The organism is Streptomyces sp. DSM 120436, from assembly GCF_055778765.1.
This window is the reverse complement of record NZ_JBSKBS010000001.1, coordinates 4732755-4749786: the sequence shown is the minus strand read 5'-3', so window position 1 is coordinate 4749786 and position 17032 is coordinate 4732755. Positions and strand designations below refer to the sequence as shown.

17 protein-coding genes and 2 pseudogenes are annotated in these 17032 nt (G+C 72.4%); 9 read left to right on the top strand and 10 right to left on the bottom strand.

The annotated features are described in order from the left end of the window. Positions 1–53 precede the first annotated feature (53 nt). Entirely contained in the window at positions 54–545 is a 492-nt protein-coding gene (locus tag ACWH4W_RS21090) for an RNA polymerase sigma factor (RefSeq protein WP_106410951.1), read from the top strand. Beyond that, positions 529–960, top strand: a complete 432-nt coding sequence (locus ACWH4W_RS21085; RefSeq protein ID WP_473077263.1) for a hypothetical protein — start codon at positions 529–531, stop codon at positions 958–960. Before ACWH4W_RS21090 ends, ACWH4W_RS21085 begins: the two co-directional genes overlap by 17 nt. 136 nt (positions 961–1096) lie before the next feature. On the opposite strand, the gene ACWH4W_RS21080 is transcribed toward ACWH4W_RS21085, so the two are convergent. Further along, positions 1097–1849, bottom strand: coding sequence for an Atu4866 domain-containing protein (locus tag ACWH4W_RS21080; RefSeq protein ID WP_473077262.1), 753 nt, complete (start codon positions 1847–1849; stop codon positions 1097–1099). A gap of 183 nt (positions 1850–2032) precedes the next feature. Here ACWH4W_RS21080 and ACWH4W_RS21075 point away from each other — a divergent pair, with 183 nt between their 5' ends. After that, entirely contained in the window at positions 2033–2347 is a 315-nt protein-coding gene (locus ACWH4W_RS21075) for an Atu4866 domain-containing protein (RefSeq protein WP_473077261.1), read from the top strand. A gap of 55 nt (positions 2348–2402) precedes the next feature. On the opposite strand, the gene ACWH4W_RS21070 is transcribed toward ACWH4W_RS21075, so the two are convergent. From ACWH4W_RS21070 to ACWH4W_RS21060, 3 genes are all read right to left on the bottom strand, one after another. Beyond that, positions 2403–3260 carry a helix-turn-helix transcriptional regulator gene (locus ACWH4W_RS21070; protein WP_473077260.1) on the bottom strand — a complete coding sequence of 286 codons (858 nt, stop codon included), beginning with the start codon at positions 3258–3260 and terminating at the stop codon, positions 2403–2405. A gap of 76 nt (positions 3261–3336) precedes the next feature. Beyond that, the gene (locus ACWH4W_RS21065; RefSeq protein WP_473077259.1) at positions 3337–4206 is read right to left on the bottom strand and encodes a helix-turn-helix transcriptional regulator; all 870 of its coding nucleotides are present in this window, start codon (positions 4204–4206) and stop codon (positions 3337–3339) included. Between the two features lie 99 nt (positions 4207–4305). Beyond that, positions 4306–5709, bottom strand: a complete 1404-nt coding sequence (locus ACWH4W_RS21060; RefSeq protein WP_473077258.1) for an amidohydrolase family protein — start codon at positions 5707–5709, stop codon at positions 4306–4308. Positions 5710–5861: 152 nt separating this feature from the next. On the opposite strand from ACWH4W_RS21060, the gene ACWH4W_RS21055 reads away from it, so the two are divergent. The 4 genes and pseudogenes from ACWH4W_RS21055 (at position 5862) to ACWH4W_RS21040 (ending at position 8831) form a co-directional block, all read left to right on the top strand. Then, positions 5862–6383, top strand: a complete 522-nt coding sequence (locus tag ACWH4W_RS21055) for a GNAT family N-acetyltransferase (protein WP_473077257.1) — start codon at positions 5862–5864, stop codon at positions 6381–6383. Positions 6384–6386: 3 nt separating this feature from the next. Further along, a pseudogene (locus ACWH4W_RS21050) lies at positions 6387–7010 on the top strand (DUF4291 domain-containing protein). Positions 7011–7098: 88 nt separating this feature from the next. Beyond that, positions 7099–7839: a class I SAM-dependent DNA methyltransferase gene (locus ACWH4W_RS21045; protein ID WP_473077256.1), complete on the top strand. Its 741-nt coding sequence runs from the start codon at positions 7099–7101 to the stop codon at positions 7837–7839. Positions 7840–8159: 320 nt separating this feature from the next. Next, positions 8160–8831 carry a maleylpyruvate isomerase family mycothiol-dependent enzyme gene (locus tag ACWH4W_RS21040; protein ID WP_473077255.1) on the top strand — a complete coding sequence of 224 codons (672 nt, stop codon included), beginning with the start codon at positions 8160–8162 and terminating at the stop codon, positions 8829–8831. A 61-nt stretch (positions 8832–8892) separates the two neighbouring features. Here ACWH4W_RS21040 and ACWH4W_RS21035 read toward each other — a convergent pair whose 3' ends face one another. The 4 genes from ACWH4W_RS21035 to ACWH4W_RS21020 all read right to left on the bottom strand — a co-directional run bounded on the left by ACWH4W_RS21035 (position 8893) and on the right by ACWH4W_RS21020 (position 13740). Then, on the bottom strand, positions 8893–10332 hold the full coding sequence (locus ACWH4W_RS21035) for a GH1 family beta-glucosidase (protein ID WP_473077254.1): 1440 nt from the start codon (positions 10330–10332) through the stop codon (positions 8893–8895). 86 nt (positions 10333–10418) lie between these two features. Continuing rightward, on the bottom strand, positions 10419–11342 hold the full coding sequence (locus tag ACWH4W_RS21030) for a carbohydrate ABC transporter permease (protein WP_473077253.1): 924 nt from the start codon (positions 11340–11342) through the stop codon (positions 10419–10421). 12 nt (positions 11343–11354) lie between these two features. Next, the gene (locus ACWH4W_RS21025; protein WP_473077252.1) at positions 11355–12350 is read right to left on the bottom strand and encodes a carbohydrate ABC transporter permease; all 996 of its coding nucleotides are present in this window, start codon (positions 12348–12350) and stop codon (positions 11355–11357) included. 82 nt (positions 12351–12432) lie between these two features. Continuing rightward, positions 12433–13740 carry an ABC transporter substrate-binding protein gene (locus ACWH4W_RS21020; protein WP_473077251.1) on the bottom strand — a complete coding sequence of 436 codons (1308 nt, stop codon included), beginning with the start codon at positions 13738–13740 and terminating at the stop codon, positions 12433–12435. A 301-nt stretch (positions 13741–14041) separates the two neighbouring features. Here ACWH4W_RS21020 and ACWH4W_RS21015 point away from each other — a divergent pair, with 301 nt between their 5' ends. Beyond that, the gene (locus tag ACWH4W_RS21015; protein ID WP_473077250.1) at positions 14042–15055 is read left to right on the top strand and encodes a LacI family DNA-binding transcriptional regulator; all 1014 of its coding nucleotides are present in this window, start codon (positions 14042–14044) and stop codon (positions 15053–15055) included. Between the two features lie 9 nt (positions 15056–15064). Continuing rightward, a complete protein-coding gene (locus ACWH4W_RS21010; protein WP_473077559.1) occupies positions 15065–15493 on the top strand; it encodes a glutaredoxin domain-containing protein in 429 nt (142 codons plus the stop codon). A 170-nt stretch (positions 15494–15663) separates the two neighbouring features. Here ACWH4W_RS21010 and ACWH4W_RS21005 read toward each other — a convergent pair. Together ACWH4W_RS21005 and ACWH4W_RS21000 are read right to left on the bottom strand one after the other, a co-directional pair. Further along, a pseudogene (locus ACWH4W_RS21005) lies at positions 15664–16032 on the bottom strand (cytidine/deoxycytidylate deaminase family protein); the annotation flags it as partial. Between the two features lie 103 nt (positions 16033–16135). Continuing rightward, positions 16136–16972: a MerR family transcriptional regulator gene (locus ACWH4W_RS21000; RefSeq protein ID WP_106410967.1), complete on the bottom strand. Its 837-nt coding sequence runs from the start codon at positions 16970–16972 to the stop codon at positions 16136–16138. Between the last annotated feature and the right edge of the window lie 60 nt (positions 16973–17032).

The window sequence follows — 17032 nt, the reverse complement described above, 5'->3', positions numbered from 1 at the left end:
TCCCGTCCGCGAGCGGTACCCCGTCACCGGGGCCGCCCCGACCATGGAGAGCATTGAAACGGTCCCGCGAGCAGGCAGCGTCCGAGCTCTTCGCCGCCCTCTACCCACGCCTGGCCGGCTGGTGCCGCCGTCTGGTCGACGACGACGAGACAGCCCACGAGATCGCCTCGGAGGCGTTCACCCGGCTCTGGTCGCGCTGGACGTCCGTGACGGAACCGCGGGGTTTCCTGTACGTCACCGCCGCCAACCTGGTGCGCGACCACTGGCGCAGACTCGAACGCGAGCGCACGACCGTGCGCCGGGTCGGCACCGAGGCGGCCGTACGTCCGCACGCGGAGCCGTCCGACCCGTCGGTGCGACTGCTGGTGCAGGCGCTGCCGGAGCGGCTGCGGGTGCCGATCCTGCTGCACTACTACGCTGACCTGCCGGTCCGGGAGGTGTCCGCGGTGACCGGACGCAAGGAAGGAACCATCAAGGCCGATCTTCACGCGGCCAGGGAGCTGCTCCGTGCCCACCTGAGGAGAAACCTTGATCACTCACGCTGACGAGGGTCCCGAGTTCGAGCCGGACGACCCGCTCGCCGAACTCCTGCGGCCCACGTCCGACCGTCTCGGCCCGCCCCCCGGCCGGTTCGAGGCGATCCGCCGCCGTGCGGCCCGGCGACGGCTGGTCCGTACGACGGTCGGCGCCGGTCTCACCTGCGCCGTCGCCGTGCTGGTCGCGCTGCCCCTGCAGCACGTGACGACCTCCGACCGGCCGGTCTCGCCGACGGTCCCGTTGGCACCGCCGCCCCCGACCGGCTCCCCCTCGCCCACGACGGGCCCCACCGTCGCACCGCGGCCCTCCGAGTCCGCCGTGGACACCCGCCCCGGCCCTGCCGTCAGTGCGCCGGCGACGCCACGGGGTCACGCGGTGCCGACACCCAGCCAGGTGGTGTCGGAGGCGGCCGGGTCCGAGTAGGAGTCGTACACCCGGGAGAAGCATGGCCTCGGCATGTCGCGTGCCCTGCCCGCCGCGGCCCCTCGGCCCGCCTGTTCGCGCAACAGGCGGGCCGGGGGCGCTCCCCGCCGCCGTCGCCCTCCGCGGGGACGGCGGATCAGCCCCGCTTCATGACGTAGCCCGCGTGGTGCAGTTCGTCGCCCCTGAACTCTCCGTAGGCCCAGAACCCGAGGTCGTCCAGGTAGTCGATGCGGTCGCCGTCGATCCAGAAGCGGCCCTGATAGGCGTGCGGGCGGCCGCCGCGGGTCTCGTCGTAGCGGCCGTCGGCGGTGAGTTCCTGGTGCAGGAAGTCGTTCCGGTCGATCCAGACGCCGAGCCGCGGGCTGCCGGTCAGATCGGGAGCGGCGGGGACGCCCGCCCGGGGGGCGGTGGCCCGGCCGGGGACGTCGGCGCCCGACCACAGGACGGGGCGGCCGGCCGCGACCAGGGCGCGGACCCGCGCACGCCGGGACAGGAGGGCGGCCACCGCGCCGGGGACGTCGTCGGCGAGTTCGTCGGGCACCACCAGGAAGTCGGCGGTGTTGCCCGGGGCCAGCGTCGCCACGTACTCGGGGCGGGCGCCGCGCCCGCCGGCCAGCGCGACGGCGTCCACGACGGCGGGGACGACGGTCGTGCCCGTGCAGTCGACGACGATGGCGTTGTCGTCCTCCGCCGCGGTGACGATGCCGGGGCCGACGCCGACGATCAGCGGGCCGACGAGCAGGAGGTCGGCGCCGGTCACGGTCCCGATCAGCGGGTCCAGGGTCATGACGCGGGCGTTGGTGAACAGGACGGGACGGCCGCCGTCGTTGCTGAGGATCTCGTCGAGCGCCTTCCGGTTCCAGGTCGCGGGGGCGGTGGTGGCGGTCATGGTGCACCTCGGGGTGGTGTCGGGTGATCGGTCGGTACGACCACCAGGTTCGTCGCGCGGCGGAACCGGAACCAGGCCGCCGTGTGCCCGGGTGCGGAGCACCCACGGTCGCGGGGGTGGGTGTGCCGCACCCAGGGGAACGGCGGCCTGGCTGCCGCCGGCGGCCCGGTCGACGCTGGCGTCATGACCAGCAACGACACGACCGGCAACGACACGACCCGCGCCCCGCACCCGTACGTCGGGATGTGGGTGACCGCGGACGGGCACATCCGTCAGGAACTGCTGCCGGAGGGGCGGTACGACGAGGCCCGCGGCACCCGCGAGAGCGCCTACACCGGGCGCTACACCGTCACCGGCAGCCACATCGACTACGTCGACGACACCGGCTTCACCGCCACGGGCGACGTCCGTGACGGCATCCTCTTCCACGAGCACCTGGTGCTCTACCGCGAGGGCGACGAGCGCGCCCGGGAGGACGGACGCCGGTCGCGCGGCTGACAGCTCGCGGAAGCACACCTGACCGCGCGGGCCGCCCCAGGGGCGGCCCGCGCGGTCAGGTGTCGCTGTGCGCGCGCGAGGGCTCCTCGGCGTCGTGGCCGGCGCGGGACCGGAGTGCGGCGAAGGCCGCGGCGGTGGCACCGGCCGGCTCGGCCTGGTAGACGACGAGCTGCTGGTGCGGGGCGTCGTTCACGCTGAAGGCCTGGAACTGGATCTCCAGGGCGCCGACGTCCGGGTGGACGAGGTTCTTCGCCTGCCGCGTCTTCCGCTTCACCTCGTGCCGCGCCCACAGCTGCGCGAACTCGGGGCTTCTGGCGCGGAGCGTGTCGACGACCTCGGTGATCCGCGGCGAATCGGGGTCGTGTCCGTAGGCCGCGCGCAGTTCGGCCACACAGGAGTCCGCGGCCCCGTCCCGGTCCCGGTAGAAGGCGCGTCCGGCCGGGTCCAGGAAGACCATGCGGGCCAGGTTGTCGAACCGCTGGAACCCGCTGTGCAGGGCCGTGGCGAGCGCGTTGTGCGCCAGGACGTCCAGGGCCGGTCCCAGGACGAAGGCGGGGGTGTCGGGCCAACTGTCGATCAGCCGGAGGAGCTGGGGGCTGACCCGGTCGTACCGCCCGGGGGCGCCGCGGCGTTCCTGGGACGAGCGGGTGAGCCGGCGCAGGTGGTCGTGGGCCTCGTCGTCGAGGCGGAGGGCGGCGGCGATCGCGTCGAGCACCTGGGGCGACGGGCCGGCCTCCCGTCCCTGCTCCAGGCGCGTGTAGTAGTCGGAGCTCACGCCCGCGAGCAGGGCGACCTCCTCGCGGCGCAGCCCCTTGACCCGTCGGCGGCCGTGCTCCGGGAGCCCCACGTCCTGCGGCTTGACGGCTTCGCGTCGCGCTCGGAGGAAGTCTCCCAGCGGAGTGCTGTCGCTCATGGTTCCAACCTACTGGTGGCCCGGAGGTGCGGGCACGCGCCGTGTGTGCGGGCTCGGTCGCCGGGCCGGCGGGTTCTCAGTCACGGGCCGTGTCCGGAACGGGCGCGGGCCCGGCGCTGAGGGACCCCAGCAGGGTGAGGGCGTCGGCGGAGGGGGTGCCCGGTTCGGCCTGGTAGACGACGAGCTGCTGGGTGGGGGCGCTGTTGACGGTGAACGACTCGTAGTGCAGCTCCAGGTCGCCGACCTCGGCGTGGTGGAGCAGCTTGGTCTCACGGGTCTTGCCGCGTACGTCGTGACGCGCCCACAGAGTACGGAACTCGGGGCTCTTGATGGACAGTTCACCCACGAGCGTGCTCAGCGCCCGGTGGTCGGGTCCGGTGCCGACGGCCCGCCGCAGTGCGGCGACGGCCGATTCGGCGGCCCGGTTCCAGTCGCGGTGGAAACGGCGCGCCGCCGGGTCCAGGAACGTCATGCGCAGCAGGTTGTCGGGGTGGGTGAAGCCGGAGAAGAGCGCGTCCGCGAGGCGGTTGCGGGCCAGGACGTCGAGGGCGGTGCCCAGGACGAAGGCGGGCGTGCCGCTCCACGAGTCGAGCAGGCGCCGCAGGTGCGGTGCGACGCGTTCGGCGCGCTGTGCGGGACGGGTACGGCGGGCCGCCGGACCGGCGACCCGGTGCAGGTGGGCCACCGCCTCGTCGTCCAGCCGCAGGGCCCGCCCCACGGCGTCGAGTACCTGCGGTGACGGGCGCCGTTCACGGCCCTGCTCCAGACGCGTGTAGTAGTCGGTGCTCACCCCGGCGAGCGTGGCGACCTCCTCACGGCGCAGGCCGGGCACCCGGCGGCGCCCCGACGAGGGGATGCCCATGTCTTCGGGGCGCAGCCGGGCGCGCCGGGCGCGGAGGAAACCGCCCAGCGCGTTCTCGGTGACGGGGTCGTCGTGCGTGCTCATAGGTCGAGGCTAGGGCTCGGGAGGGTGTCGTGGTGGGGCCGAAGGGGGGTGGGTCGCACCCAGGACAGGGAGACCCCGGGCCCCACGACCTGGGCTTCCTCAGGCAGTGGCGGTGTCCCTGAAGGCGTTCCGTACGTACGCGCGGGAGGCGTGGACCTCGTCGCGCAGGGCGGCCAGGTCGACGTCGAGGACGCGGCCGTCCCACTTGCGGGGCTCGCCGTTGACGAGGACGGCGCTGATGTTGCGCGCGTCGGAGCCCAGGACGACGGTGCCGATCGGGTCGTTGAGCGGCATGTTGTTGAGGTCCTCGGCCCTGATGACCAGGAGGTCGGCCTTCTTGCCCGGGGTCAGTGAACCGGTGACGCCGGCGAGGCCGTTGGTGCGGGCGCCCTGGAGGGTGGCGAAGTCGAGGACGTCGTGGGTGGTGATGCGGCGGGGCTGCCGGTCGGTGCCGTAGGCGGCGTTGACGGCGCGCATGCGCTGGATGGTGTGCAGGGCCCGCATCTGCGTGAACATGTCGCTGGCGAGCGCGACTTCGACGTCGATGCTCAGCCCGGGGCGGATGCCGACGGACAGGGCCTCGTCCACGGCGGGGATCGCGGTCTCCAGTCCGATCTGGGCGTCGGAGGTGGGGGCGAGCGCGACGGTGGCGCCGGTCTCCCCCATCGCCTTCCACGCCTGCGGGGTGAGCCCGGTGGCGTGGATCAACGTCACGTCGGGGCCGAGGACGCCGTCCTCCGCCCAGCGCAGGATCGCCTCCGAGGAGGTGGCGCCGAAGACGGCGTCCACGCTCACACCGATGTTCAGTTCCTGGGCGACGCGGGCGAGTTCGGGGCCGTAGGCGAGTGCCGGTCCGGCGACCTCGTCGGTGGCGAGCGTCGCCAGGCGGAGGGTGAGCAGGTGGTCGTCGCTGCGGAAGTACTGGTCCCTCAGACGCGTCAGGTCGCCGGGCCACTGCCGGTCCCACTCCCCGAAGTGCGGCCCCATGGAGGCGTGCACGCCTCGGACGCCGGTGTCGCGGAGAGCCTCGATCGCGGCGTCGGAGTGGGCGGGGGTGCGGGAGTTGTGGGAGAAGTCGAGCAGGGTGGTGATCCCGCTGTCGAGAGCGGTGAGGGCGGCGAGCCGGGTGCCGGTGTACATGTCCTCCGGCCGGTACACCGTGGCGTAGCCGGCCAGGGTGGACATGACGTAGCCGCCGAGGTCGTCGACGTCGGGCATGATCCGGCGCAGCTGGGCCTCCCAGGCGTGCCGGTGGGTGTCGACGAAGCCGGGGGTGAGGACGCAGCCGGTCACGTCGACGACGACGGCGTCACCGGCGCTGAGCCGCGGTCCCACGGCGGTGACGGTGTCGCCCTCGACGAGGAGGTCGCCCCGGTCGAGAACGCCGAGGGCGGGGTCCATGGTGACGAGGGTGGCGCCGGTGAACAGGATGCGCCGGTCCTCGGCGGGACGGCGGCGGAGCTGTTCCAGGACGGCGGCGCTGGTGGTGTCGTCGATGTGCATGTCGGGTCTGCTTTCGTGGAATCGGGCGTGGTCATCGCTCGGTTCTCACCCTCGGTCGCCGCGCCTGCGGCAACCAGACCGCCGTCTTCCCTGGTGCCCCGCACCCTGTCTGGCTCTTGAACGCGGCCGGACACACTGCTTGGCTGGCCGGCATGAACGATCTCGGACCCGTCCCCTGGCCGCCCGCACCGATCCGCACCGAGCGGCTGGTGCTGCGTGCGGCGGAGGCCCGGGACCGGGCGGCGTTCGTCGAGCTGTACGGCTCGCAGGAGGTGCACAGGTATCTCGGCGGTGCCAGGCCGCGGGGCGAGCTGGAACGCGAGATGCCCGAGGTGCCCGGGCGGGCGCCGGGGAGTTTTGTCGTCGAGCTCGACGGGACGATGATCGGGCAGATCCTGCTCAGGAGGGCGACCGAGCACCGCCCGGCTGCCGTGGGCAAGGTCGATCTCGGCTACCTGTTCCTGCCGCGGGCCTGGGGATTCGGGTACGCGACGGAGGCGTGCGGGGCGGCACTCGACTGGCTCGATGGCGTGCTCCCCGGCGAGCCGGTGGTCCTGGCCACCCAGACCGCCAACACCCGCTCACTCCGCCTCGCGGCCGGGCTCGGCTTCACGGAGGTGGAGCGGTTCCGGGCGTGGGACGCGGAGCAGTGGCTCGGGATGCGCGGCCGTTGATCACTGGCACGCGCACGGCAGTGTGATCATTCTTGGTCGGGTGACAGAGCCAAGACATCGGACACGGACCGCACGATCACGGTCTCTCAGGCGTACCCGCCGGAGATCGGGGTGCCGGCGGCGCGCGACGGCCGTTTTCCGGCCGCGTGGAAGCGGGACCGGATGACGTGGATCAAGCCGTCGTTCCTCTGGATGATGTACCGGTGCGGGTGGGGCACGAAGGAGGGGCAGGGGACCGTCCTCGCCGTCGAGATCAGCCGTGAGGGCTTCGAGTGGGCGCTGCGTCACGCCTGCCTGTCCCACCACGGGCGAGGGCTCCCCACCGGCCATGCCGCGTGGTGACGCGCGTTGAGAAGGGCGCCGGCCCGGGTGCAGTGGGACCCGGAGCGCGAGCTGCGTCTCCGGCCGCTCCCGTACCGGTCCCTCCAGCTCGGCCTCTCCGGCGAAGCGGCCCGTCTCCACGCCGACGAGTGGATCGTCTCCGTCACCGACGTCACGCCGTTGGCCCACACGGTCCACGCCCACGTACGCGACGGGGAACTGGACCTCGCCCGGCAGCTCCGGCCGCGTGAACTTCCGTATCCGGCAAGGGACGAGACACTGGCTCACCTGCGCAAAGACGCTTGACCGGACCGTCCGCCGCACGGCGCCGCGCCGGCCCGGCGCACGTAATTGTGTCGACAGCGCCTCCCGGCGCGCGGCAGAGTGGCCGACCGTGACGAGCAGTGAGATGTGGGGCCGCGAGGCCGCCGAACGCTATGACGCCGAAGAGGCCGGGATGACCTCGGCCGCCGTCCTCGGAGCGACGGTCGACTTCCTCGCCGGGCTGGCCGGCGCGGGCAGGGCGCTGGAGTTCGCCATCGGGACCGGGCGCGTGGGCGTGCCGCTCCGTGGACGCGGTGTGCCGGTGGCGGGCGTCGAGCTGTCCGAGCACATGGTGGCCGTGCTGCGCCGCAAGGTCGACGAGGACACGCTCCCGGTGGTCATCGGGGACATGGCCACGGCCGTCGTGCCGGGTGAGTTCTCCCTGGTGTACCTCGTCTACAACACGATCTCGAACCTGCTCACGCAGGACGAGCAGGTCGAGTGCTTCCGCAACGCCGCGCGTCATCTGGAACCCGGCGGCCGGTTCGTCATCGAGTTGGGCGTGCCGCCGCTGCGGTTCCTGCCGCCCGGGCAGGTCGCCGTGCCGTTCGACGTGTCCGAGCGGCACCTCGGGTTCGACACCGTCGACCCCGTCGAGCAGATCCTCGTCTCGCACCACTTCTCCCGCGACGGAGACGGTGACCACTACCGTCGCGACGCCTCCCGTCACCGCTACGCGTGGCCGGCGGAGCTCGACCTCATGGCCCGTATCGCCGGGCTTCAGCTGGAGCGCCGCGTCGCGGACTGGGACGGTTCACCGTTCACGCAGGACTCCCCGAAGCACATCTCCGTGTGGCGCAAGCCGGCCTGAGGCCGACCGGCCACCCCCCACCTCGCGTACCGCTCCCCCAGTGCCTCTGGGTTCCCTGGGCGGACGACGTCGCGGACGTTGTCCCGAGCGTGGTCGGTGGACGGCGCGCACTCGCCGGTGAAGCAGGCTTTTCCGTCCATGACGGGGGCTCCGGCCTCGTCGTCCGGTGCCACGGTGCCGTCGCCTGTGTGGAGGTGATGCGGTCGGGTCACGACGTCCATGTGCCGCATCCTGCTGCTTCGGCGGCGATGAGTTCCGTCCGGGGCGGGAGTCACCCCCTGGAACGCGTGAACGTCCTCACCGACAGGAGCACCGCCCCCATGACGACTCGTCCGGGTCCGGCGACCGGCCGCCGCCTTCCCGACACCACCGTGTGGTCCATGATCCGTGCCGAGCGGGCCGCGCTCGCCGACGATCTCGGAGGGCTCGGCACCGAGGAGTGGGCAACGCCCTCGCTCTGTGACGGGCTGTCGGTGCGTGAGGTGCTCGCGCATCTCACCGCGGGGGCGAGCCTGAACACCGCGAGGTGGCTGGCCGGCGTCCTGCGCTGTCGGTTCGACTTCGACAGGCAGGTGGCCATGCGGCTGGCGGAGCAGCTCGGTTCGGGTCCGGCGGACACCCTCGGCCGCTTCCGGCGCACGGTGTCGAGTACGACCAAGCCTCCCCTGCCCGCCATCGCCATGCTCGGCGAGACCGTCGTGCACGGGGAGGACGTCCGGCGCCCGCTCGGCATACGGCGGGCCTACCCGGTCGAGACCGTGACGGCCGTCGCCGAGTACTACCGGGGCACGGACCTCGTGGTCGTCGCCAAGGGGCGCATCGGCGGGCTGCGGCTCGTCGCCGACGACGGGCCGTTCAGGGCCGGGGACGGCCCCCTCGTGTCCGGGCGAACCGTGGCCCTCGTCATGGCGATGACGGGGCGCGCGGCGTACTGCGACGAACTCGACGGCGACGGTGTCGAGGTGCTCCGGAGCCGCGCCGGCGCGCGATGACACCCGCGAGCCCGACTCCCTGTCCCCCCACGGGCAGGGAGTCGGGCTCGCGGAGCTGAGGTCAGGCCGCCGGCAGGACGCCCGTGCGGGCGACCTCCGCGTACCAGCGGGCGCTGGCCTTCGGGATGCGGGTGCCCGTCGGGTAGTCGACGTACACCGCGCCGAACCGCTTGCTGTAGCCGTGCGCCCACTCGAAGTTGTCGAGCAGGGACCACAGGAAGTAGCCGCGGACGTCGGAGCCGTCGAGGATGGCGCGGTGGACGGCGGCCAGGTGGTCGCGGACGTAGGCGATGCGTGCCGGGTCGTTGACGGCGCCGGACGGGTCGGCGTAGTCGTCGAACGCGGCGCCGTTCTCGGTGATGACCAGCGGCGTCTTCGGGAAGTCGTGCGACAGCCGGCGCAGCAGGTCGTACAGGCCGGTGGCGTCGACGGCCCAGCCCATGGCGGTGGTGGGGCCGGGCGGCTGGTGGAAGGCGACCCGGTCGGCGCCCGGCCACGGGCTGTGCGGGCTGTTGCCGTGGCCGTCGGAGGTGTGGGTGCCGCTGCCGTCGGCCTCGGAGACGACGGTCGGCGTGTAGTAGTTGACGCCGAGGAAGTCCAGCGGCTGGTTGATCTGCTCGAGGTCCCCGTCCTTGACGAAGGACCAGTCGGTCAGGCTCGCGGTGTCCTTGAGCAGGTCCTCCGGGTAGGCGCCCTGCAGCATCGGGCCGGTGAAGACGCGGTTGGCGAGCGCGTCGATGCGGCGCACCGCGTCCGCGTCGCCGTCGCTGCCGGTGAGCGGGCGGACGTGGTGGACGTTGAGGGTGACCGAGCACTGGGCGGCGGCCGGGAGGCGGTCGCGCAGGGCCTGGACGGCGAGGCCGTGGCCGAGGTTGAGGTGGTGGGCGGCGCGCAGCGCGGCGACCGGGTCGGTGCGGCCGGGGGCGTGCACGCCGGAGCCGTAGCCGAGGAAGGCGCTGCACCAGGGCTCGTTGAGGGTGGTCCAGGTCCGCACGCGGTCGCCGAGGGCGTCGGCGGCGAGGGCGGCGTACTCGGCGAAGCGTTCGGCGGTGGCGCGCTCGGGCCAGCCGCCGGCGTCCTCCAGCTCCTGGGGCAGGTCCCAGTGGTAGAGGGTGGCGACGGGCTGGATGCCCTTCTCCAGCAGCTCGTCGGCCAACCGCCGGTAGAAGTCGAGGCCCTTCTGCACGGCGGGGCCGCGTCCGGTGGGCTGGATGCGGGGCCAGGCGAGGGAGAACCGGTAGGCGCCCAGGCCGAGTTCGGCCATGAGGGCGACGTCCTCACGCCAGCGGTGGTAGTGATCGGTGGCGATGTCACCGGTGTCGCCGTTGCGGACCCGGCCCGGGGTGCGGGCGTAGGTGTCCCAGATGGACGGGGTGCGTCCGTCCTCGGAGGCGGCGCCCTCGATCTGGTAGGAGGCGGTGGCCGAACCCCAGAGGAAGCCCTTGGGGAAGGTGCGGGCGGCGTCCGGGGTGGACGCGGTCTGCTGTGCTGCGGTGACCACGTAAGTCCTTTCGGGGTGGTGGGGGCCGTTCGCGGGGTGGGCGAAGAGCCCGGTGAGGGGGTCGGATCGGGGCCTGCGGGGAACGGTCAGCCCTTGACGGCGCCGGCCATGATGCCGCTGACGATCTGGCGGCCGAAGACGATGAACATCGCCAGCAGCGGCAGGGTGCCGAGCAGGGCGCCGGCCATGATGAGCGACTGGTCGCGGACGTAGCCCGCGCTGAGCTGGGTGAGCGCGACGGGGACGGTCGGGTTGGTCATGTCGAGCACCACGAACGGCCAGAAGAAGTCGTTCCAGGCGTGCACGAACGTGATCATGAAGATCACGGCCATGGCGGGCCGTGCGACGGGCAGCACGATGCTCCAGAAGATGCGCAGCGAGTGCGCCCCGTCGACCCGGCCGGCCTCGACGAGTTCGTCGGGCAGCGCCTCGGAGAGGTACTGCCGCATGAAGAACACGCCGACGGCGCTGACCAGGGTGGGGAAGATGACGGCGGGCAGCTGCTGCGACCAGCCGAGCTCCGACATCATCATGAACAGCGGGACGACACCGAGCTGCGGCGGCACCATCATGGTGCCGATCACCAGCATGAGCAGGACGTTGCGGCCCTTGAACCGCAGTTTGGCGAAGGCGAACCCGGCGAGCGTCGCGAAGAACACCGTGGACAGGGCGATCACCCCGGCCACGATCGTGCTGTTGATCATCGCCTTGCCCATGGCCGCCTCGTCCCAGGCGCGGGCGAGGTTGCTGAACAGGTTCGGGCCGGGCAGGAAGGGCGGCGGGGTCTGGCTGACCCGGGTGTTGTCGGTGGAGGCCGCCACCATCGTCCAGTACAGCGGGAAGATGGACAGGACCGCCATGACGGCGAGCAGGATGTAGGCGAGCGGCCCGGCGTGGTGGGTGCGCCCGGCGCGTTCGCGCAGCAGACGGCGGCCGCCGCGGCCGGCCGGCTTCTCGGGTTCGGTCCGGGCCGGTGCGTCCGTCCGGGCCGGGAGGCTGTGGATGGTCATGGCGTCTCCAGGTCAGGACGTACGGGAGCGCAGGCGCTTGATCAGTCGATGCGCCACGAAGGCGAGGACCAGCAGCATGAACATCGCCCAGGCGACGGTCGCCGAGCGGCCCATCTGGTAGTTCTTCCAGCCCTCCTCGTACAGCAGCAGGCCCAGCGTCTGGTACTGGTTGTCCGCGCCGCCGGTGACGCCGTTGGGGCCCTGGCCGAAGATCAGCGGCTCGCCGAACAGCTGGGTGGCGCCGATCGTGGAGAGCACGATGGTGAAGACGATGGTGGAGCGGATGCCGGGCACGGTGACGTGCCGGAACTGCTGCCAGCGGGACGCGCCGTCCAGGGAGGCGGCCTCGTAGCGGTCGGCGGGGATGGCCTGCATGGCCGCGAGGTAGAGCAGGGCGTTGTAGCCGGTCCAGCGCCAGATGACGATGGTGGAGATCGCGACCTGGGCGGGCCACTTGTCGGCCTCCCAGTTCACCGGGTCGACGCCGACCGCGCCGAGCGCCCAGTTGATCATGCCGAAGTCACGCTCGAAGATCATGGTGAAGACGAGCGCGGCGGCACCGACGGACGTGGCGTACGGCACCAGCGACGCGACGCGGAAGAACAGCGAGGCGCGCATGCGGTAGTTGAGCAGGTGCGCCATGCCCAGGGCCATCAGAAGCTGCGGCACCGTGGAGATGACGCCGATGGTGATGGTGTTCTGCAGGGCGTTCCAGAACCGCGAATCGCCCCACAGGTCGACGTAGTTGTCGAACGCCACCCACTCCATGACGTCGAGCGTGGCCAGTTCCACGTCGTGCAGGGAGATCCACGAGGTGTAGATCAGCGGGTAGAAGCTGAACGCGGCGAAGACGACGAAGAACGGGGCGACGAACGCGTACGGGGCGCCCTTGACGTCGAGGCGGTGCAGCCAGGCGCCGCGCCGCTGTGAGGTCTCCTTGCCGTCCCGCGAGCGGGACGGGCCCGGCGGCTCCTCGCCGGCCAGGACCTTGGTGGTGGAGGTGGCCACCGGACTTCCTTCCTGAGAACGGATGGGGAGCCGTCCCGGGCCCGCTGGGGGCAGCGGGCCCGGGACGGCCGCGGGGCGACGGTCAGCGGACCGCCTTCTGGATGCGCTCCGCGGTGGTCTTCCATGCCTCGTCACGCGGCGTCCCCTGCTCCACCAGGGCCAGGCCCTGGGAGAAGGTGTCCTTGATGGTGCCGTCCTTGCGGCCGAGGACCTGCTTGTCCGGGATCTCCTGCGCCGCGGCGCCGAAGATCTCACCGAGCGGCGCGCCGCTGAAGTACTCGTTCTTCACGGCCTTCACGGTCGGGTCCTCGAGGGCCTTCTGCGAGGACGGGATGTTGCCGAGGTCCTTGAAGATGCGGGCCTGCTGCTCGGGCGCGGTCAGCCAGGCGACGAGCTTCTGCGCCTCCTCCTTCACCGGGCTCTTCTCGATCACGCCGAGGAAGGAACCGCCCCAGTTGGCGCCCTTCGGAGCGCGGGCGACGTCCCACTTGCCCTTGTTGACCTCACCGGCCTTCTCGCTGATGTGACTCAGCATCCAGGCCGGGCACACCGCGGTCGCGAACGTGCCGTTGGACAGACCGGGGTCCCAGCCGGGCTGGAACTGGCGCAGCTTGGCGGTCAGGTCCTCGTCGGCGGCGTCCGACGCCAGCTCCCACGCCTCCTTCACGGCCGGGTTCTTGTCGTGGATCAGCTCGCCCTGCTCGTTGTAGTACTGCTCGGGGTAGCCGTAGACCATGGCGTTGAACAGGCCGCTGGCCGAGTCGGTGTAGGCGACGCCGTCGCCCTTGAAGTTCTTCTTGAAGGTGCGGCCGACCTCGACGTACTTCTTCCAGTCGCCCGCCCACAGCTTGCCGACCTCTTCGCGGTCGGTGGGCAGGCCCGCCTTCTCGAAGTAGTCCTTGCGGTAACAGACGGCCATCGGGCCGATGTCGGTGCCGAGGCCCAGCACCTTGCCGTCCTCGGTGGTGATCTGGGACTGCTTCCAGGGCAGGAAGTGGTCGGTGCCCTCGATGTCCGCAAAGTCGGCGAACATGTCCGCCCGGGTCTCGGTGATCTCCTTGGCGCGGCCGATCTCGATGCCCTGGATGTCCTTCAGGCCCTTGCCGGCGGCGAGCTTGGTCTGCAGCGCGGTGTAGTAGGTCTGCTCGTCACCGGCTATCTCGGCCTTGATCGTGACGCCGGGGTTGTTCTTCTCGTACTCCTCGAGCAGACCGGTCTCCTTGATCCCCATGACGCCGAACATGCCCATGGTGATGGTGACCTTGTCGCCGTCCTTGCTGCCACCCGTGACCGAGTCGCTGTCGCCGCTGCAGCCGACGACGAGCGAGAGCGCGCCGACGGCCGCGGCTGTCGCCACCGCCTTCCTGCGCAACGAACCGAGAGTGCCCATGGATCTCCTCCTAGCGACGGCGCTGACACATCGGAGTGACGAGTTCTGCGATGACTACAGCGGATCTTGGTCGAGGTGGGAACGTGCCCAACTCTGGGTGGGCACGTTCCCACCGCGTGACGAAGACTTGTAGCAGCGACGCAATCTGTCAATAACTTGAAAGCAACTTCTGAGTGCGAGGCAGGGCATCCGTTCGCCTCCCGGACCCTGGGGGTGATCCGCCGAGGCAGGCGTCTGCAAGAATTGCCGCAGGTCACCTCCGCGGCAGAGAACGCCGCCGCGGCCGCTGAGGGGGGAGTGCATGACCGGCAACCGCCGTCCCACGATCAAGACCGTCGCCGCCCGCGCCGGCGTGGGTCGCACCACGGTCTCCCGCGTCGTCAACGGCTCCGCCCTGGTCAGCGCCGAGGCGCGGGCCCGGGTCCTCGCGGCGATCAAAGAACTGAACTACGTCCCCAACTCGGTCGCCCGGGGCCTGGTCACCAACCGCACCAACGCCGTCGCCCTGGTGATCCCCGAGTCGGAGAGCCGGCTCGGCTCGGAGCCGTTCTTCGCCGCGCTGATCCGCGGCGTGAGCGGCGCGCTCGGCGAGAGCGGCACACAACTGCAGCTCGTGCTGGTGCGCGACCAGGCCGAACGCGACCAGCTCACCGAGTCGGTGGCCACCCGCCGGGTGGACGGCGTGCTGCTGGTCTCCGTCCACGCCGGGGACCGGCTGCCCGGCATCCTCGAGGAGACGGGCCTGCCCACGGTGCTCGCCGGCCGCCGCGACGCGGGCGAGCAGCTGAGCTACGTCGACTCCGACAACGCCGGGGGCGCCGTCGAAGCCGTACGGCATCTGCTGGGCCGCGGCCGCAGGCGGATCGCGACGATCACCGGCCCGCAGGACATGGACGTCGGCCGTGCCCGCCTCGCGGGGTGGCGCGCGGCGCACCGGGAGGCGGGCGTCGCGGCGGACGAGTCGCTGATCGAGGCGGGCGACTTCTCCGAGGACAGCGGCGGCCGCGCCATGCGTTTGCTTCTTGAACGCGCCCCGGATCTGGACGCCGTGTTCGCCGCGTCCGACCTCATGGCGGTCGGTGCGCTGGCCGAATTGCGCCGGCGGAAGCGCCGGGTGCCGGACGACGTCGCCGTGGTCGGCTTCGAGGACTCGGTGCTCGCCCGGCACACCAACCCGCCGCTGACGACGGTGCGTCAGCCGGTGGAGGAACTGGGCCGCACGATGGCCCGCATCCTCACCGACATCACCCTGAACGACGGGCCCCGGCAGCAGATCACCCTGCCCACGGAGCTGGTCGTCCGCGAGTCGTCCTAGGGGCACGAGCTGCTACGGGGATGGCTGCTGCCGCTGCTGCTCGCGGCGGCCGGGGCACTGGGCGCGGCGGGCCTGCTCGCCGACGGGGGCACCGTCCCGGCGATCGCGGCCCTGCTGGCGTGCCTGGCGTTCGCGGTGGTGAACTCACCGCTGGTCTTCCCGGCCTCCCTCGGCGGGGAGGAGGCGCGGCGCCGCAGCCGGGAGGACGGGCGTCCGGTGATCTACTGGCGGCCGGGATGCCGGTACTGCAGGCGGCTGCGTTGCCGGCTGGGCCGGGACGCTCACCGGGCGCACTGGGTCGACATCTGGCGCGACCCGGCCGCCGCGGCGGCGGTGAGGGCGGTCGCGGACGGGAACGAGACGGTGCCGACGGTCGTCCTGCCGGACGGGAAGGCGTCCGTGAATCCCGACCCGGAGTGGGTGCGCGAGCGGTTGTGAGGGGCGGGGGCGTCGGTGGCCGCCGGGCTCGTCGGTGCGGGCCGTTCCCCCGCCTCCGTCGGGTCCGGGTCCCCGACGGCGTGGACGTCCCTGACCTCCACTCCGGTGACGCCGCGGCCCTCGGGGACACCGCGCGGGTCGCCGATGTTCGGCTCGGACCACGACGAGGGGTCGAGCTGGTGGTCGGCCCAGACGTAGGTGTGCGGGAGGAGGCCGGCGACGGGGACGGCGAGGAGGCCGTCGGCCGTGCCCACGACGGCCTTCAGGGCCGGGAAGCAGTCGAGGAGGACCTGGCGGCAGCGGCCGCACGGCGGGACGACTCCCCGGTCGCGGTCGCCGACGGCGACGATCGTCTCCAGGTCGTGGGCGCCCTGTGCGGCGGCCGTTCCGACGACGACCGGTTCGGCGCAGGGACCGCCGGTGAAGTGACAGGCGTTCACGGCGGTGACGATCCGGCCGTCCGTGGCGCGGGCCGCCGCGGCCATGGTGTGGTTGTCGCCCCGGCAGCGGGTGCGGGCGACGTGCGTCGCGGCCGCCACGAGTTCCTGGTCGACATCGCGGGTGTGCGTGGCCCGGCGTGCCTTCCGTCGTTCCTGTGAGGTACGGGGCCATTGAACCGGGGACCGCAAGCCGGTCTCGGTGTCAGGTGCGGTCGGGGTCGGTCAGCCAGGCCACGAGGGTGCGCCAGCGCTCCGGCTGGTCCGTGTCGCGCGGCCCCACCAGGTACACCTCTTCGACGAGGTTCTGCGCGCGCAGGCCGTGGCGCGCGGCGAAGGAGCCCACGGCGCCGTAGGTGAGGTCGAGGTCGTCGTGCGGGCCGCAGTGGGTGGCGACGACGGCCGTCCTGCTCGGCAGGTCCAGCTCGCGCACGGTGGCCGGGGCCCCCGGGGGCAGGGGTGTCTCGGCGGGGAGGTAGACGGTGGCGTGGCCGTGGCCCTCGGTGAACAGCTCGTGCGCGTAGCGGCCGCCCGGCGGGAGCACCGGGCGGTGTCCGACGGCGGCGTCGAGGTCACGCATCGCCGTGTCGTACCAGTCCAGGCCGGCTCCCTCGGGGACGTCGAGGGACACGGCGTGGACCCGCTGGGGCGGGAGGACCTCCAGGGTCACCGTCCGTTCCGCGCCGGGGTCGAGGAGTTCGCGGAGCGCTTCGACGGCGCGCTGGGTGCGGCCGAGCCGGTCCTCGAGCCGGCGCAGGTGGGCGGTCACGACCTGCCGGGCCGTGTCCCGGTCCGCCGCCCCGCCGCGGGCGCCGGCCTCCGCCTCGAGGAAGCGCCGCAGGTCCGCCAGGGGCAGGTCGAGGTCGCGGAACCGCCGGACGGTCTGGGCCGGGCGGACCTGCTCGGGCGAGTAGTAGCGGTAGCCCGTCACCGGGTCGACCTCGGCGGGGACCAGCAGGCCCTGCTCGTGGTAGCGGCGGAGCGTGCGGATGCTGAGGTGGGTGATGCGGGAGAACTCCCCGATGGTGAGTCGCTCCGTCATGGTGATGCTCCTGGCGGCCGGGTCCGGGCCCGGGACCGGCCGGTACGGGTCCGGTCCCGG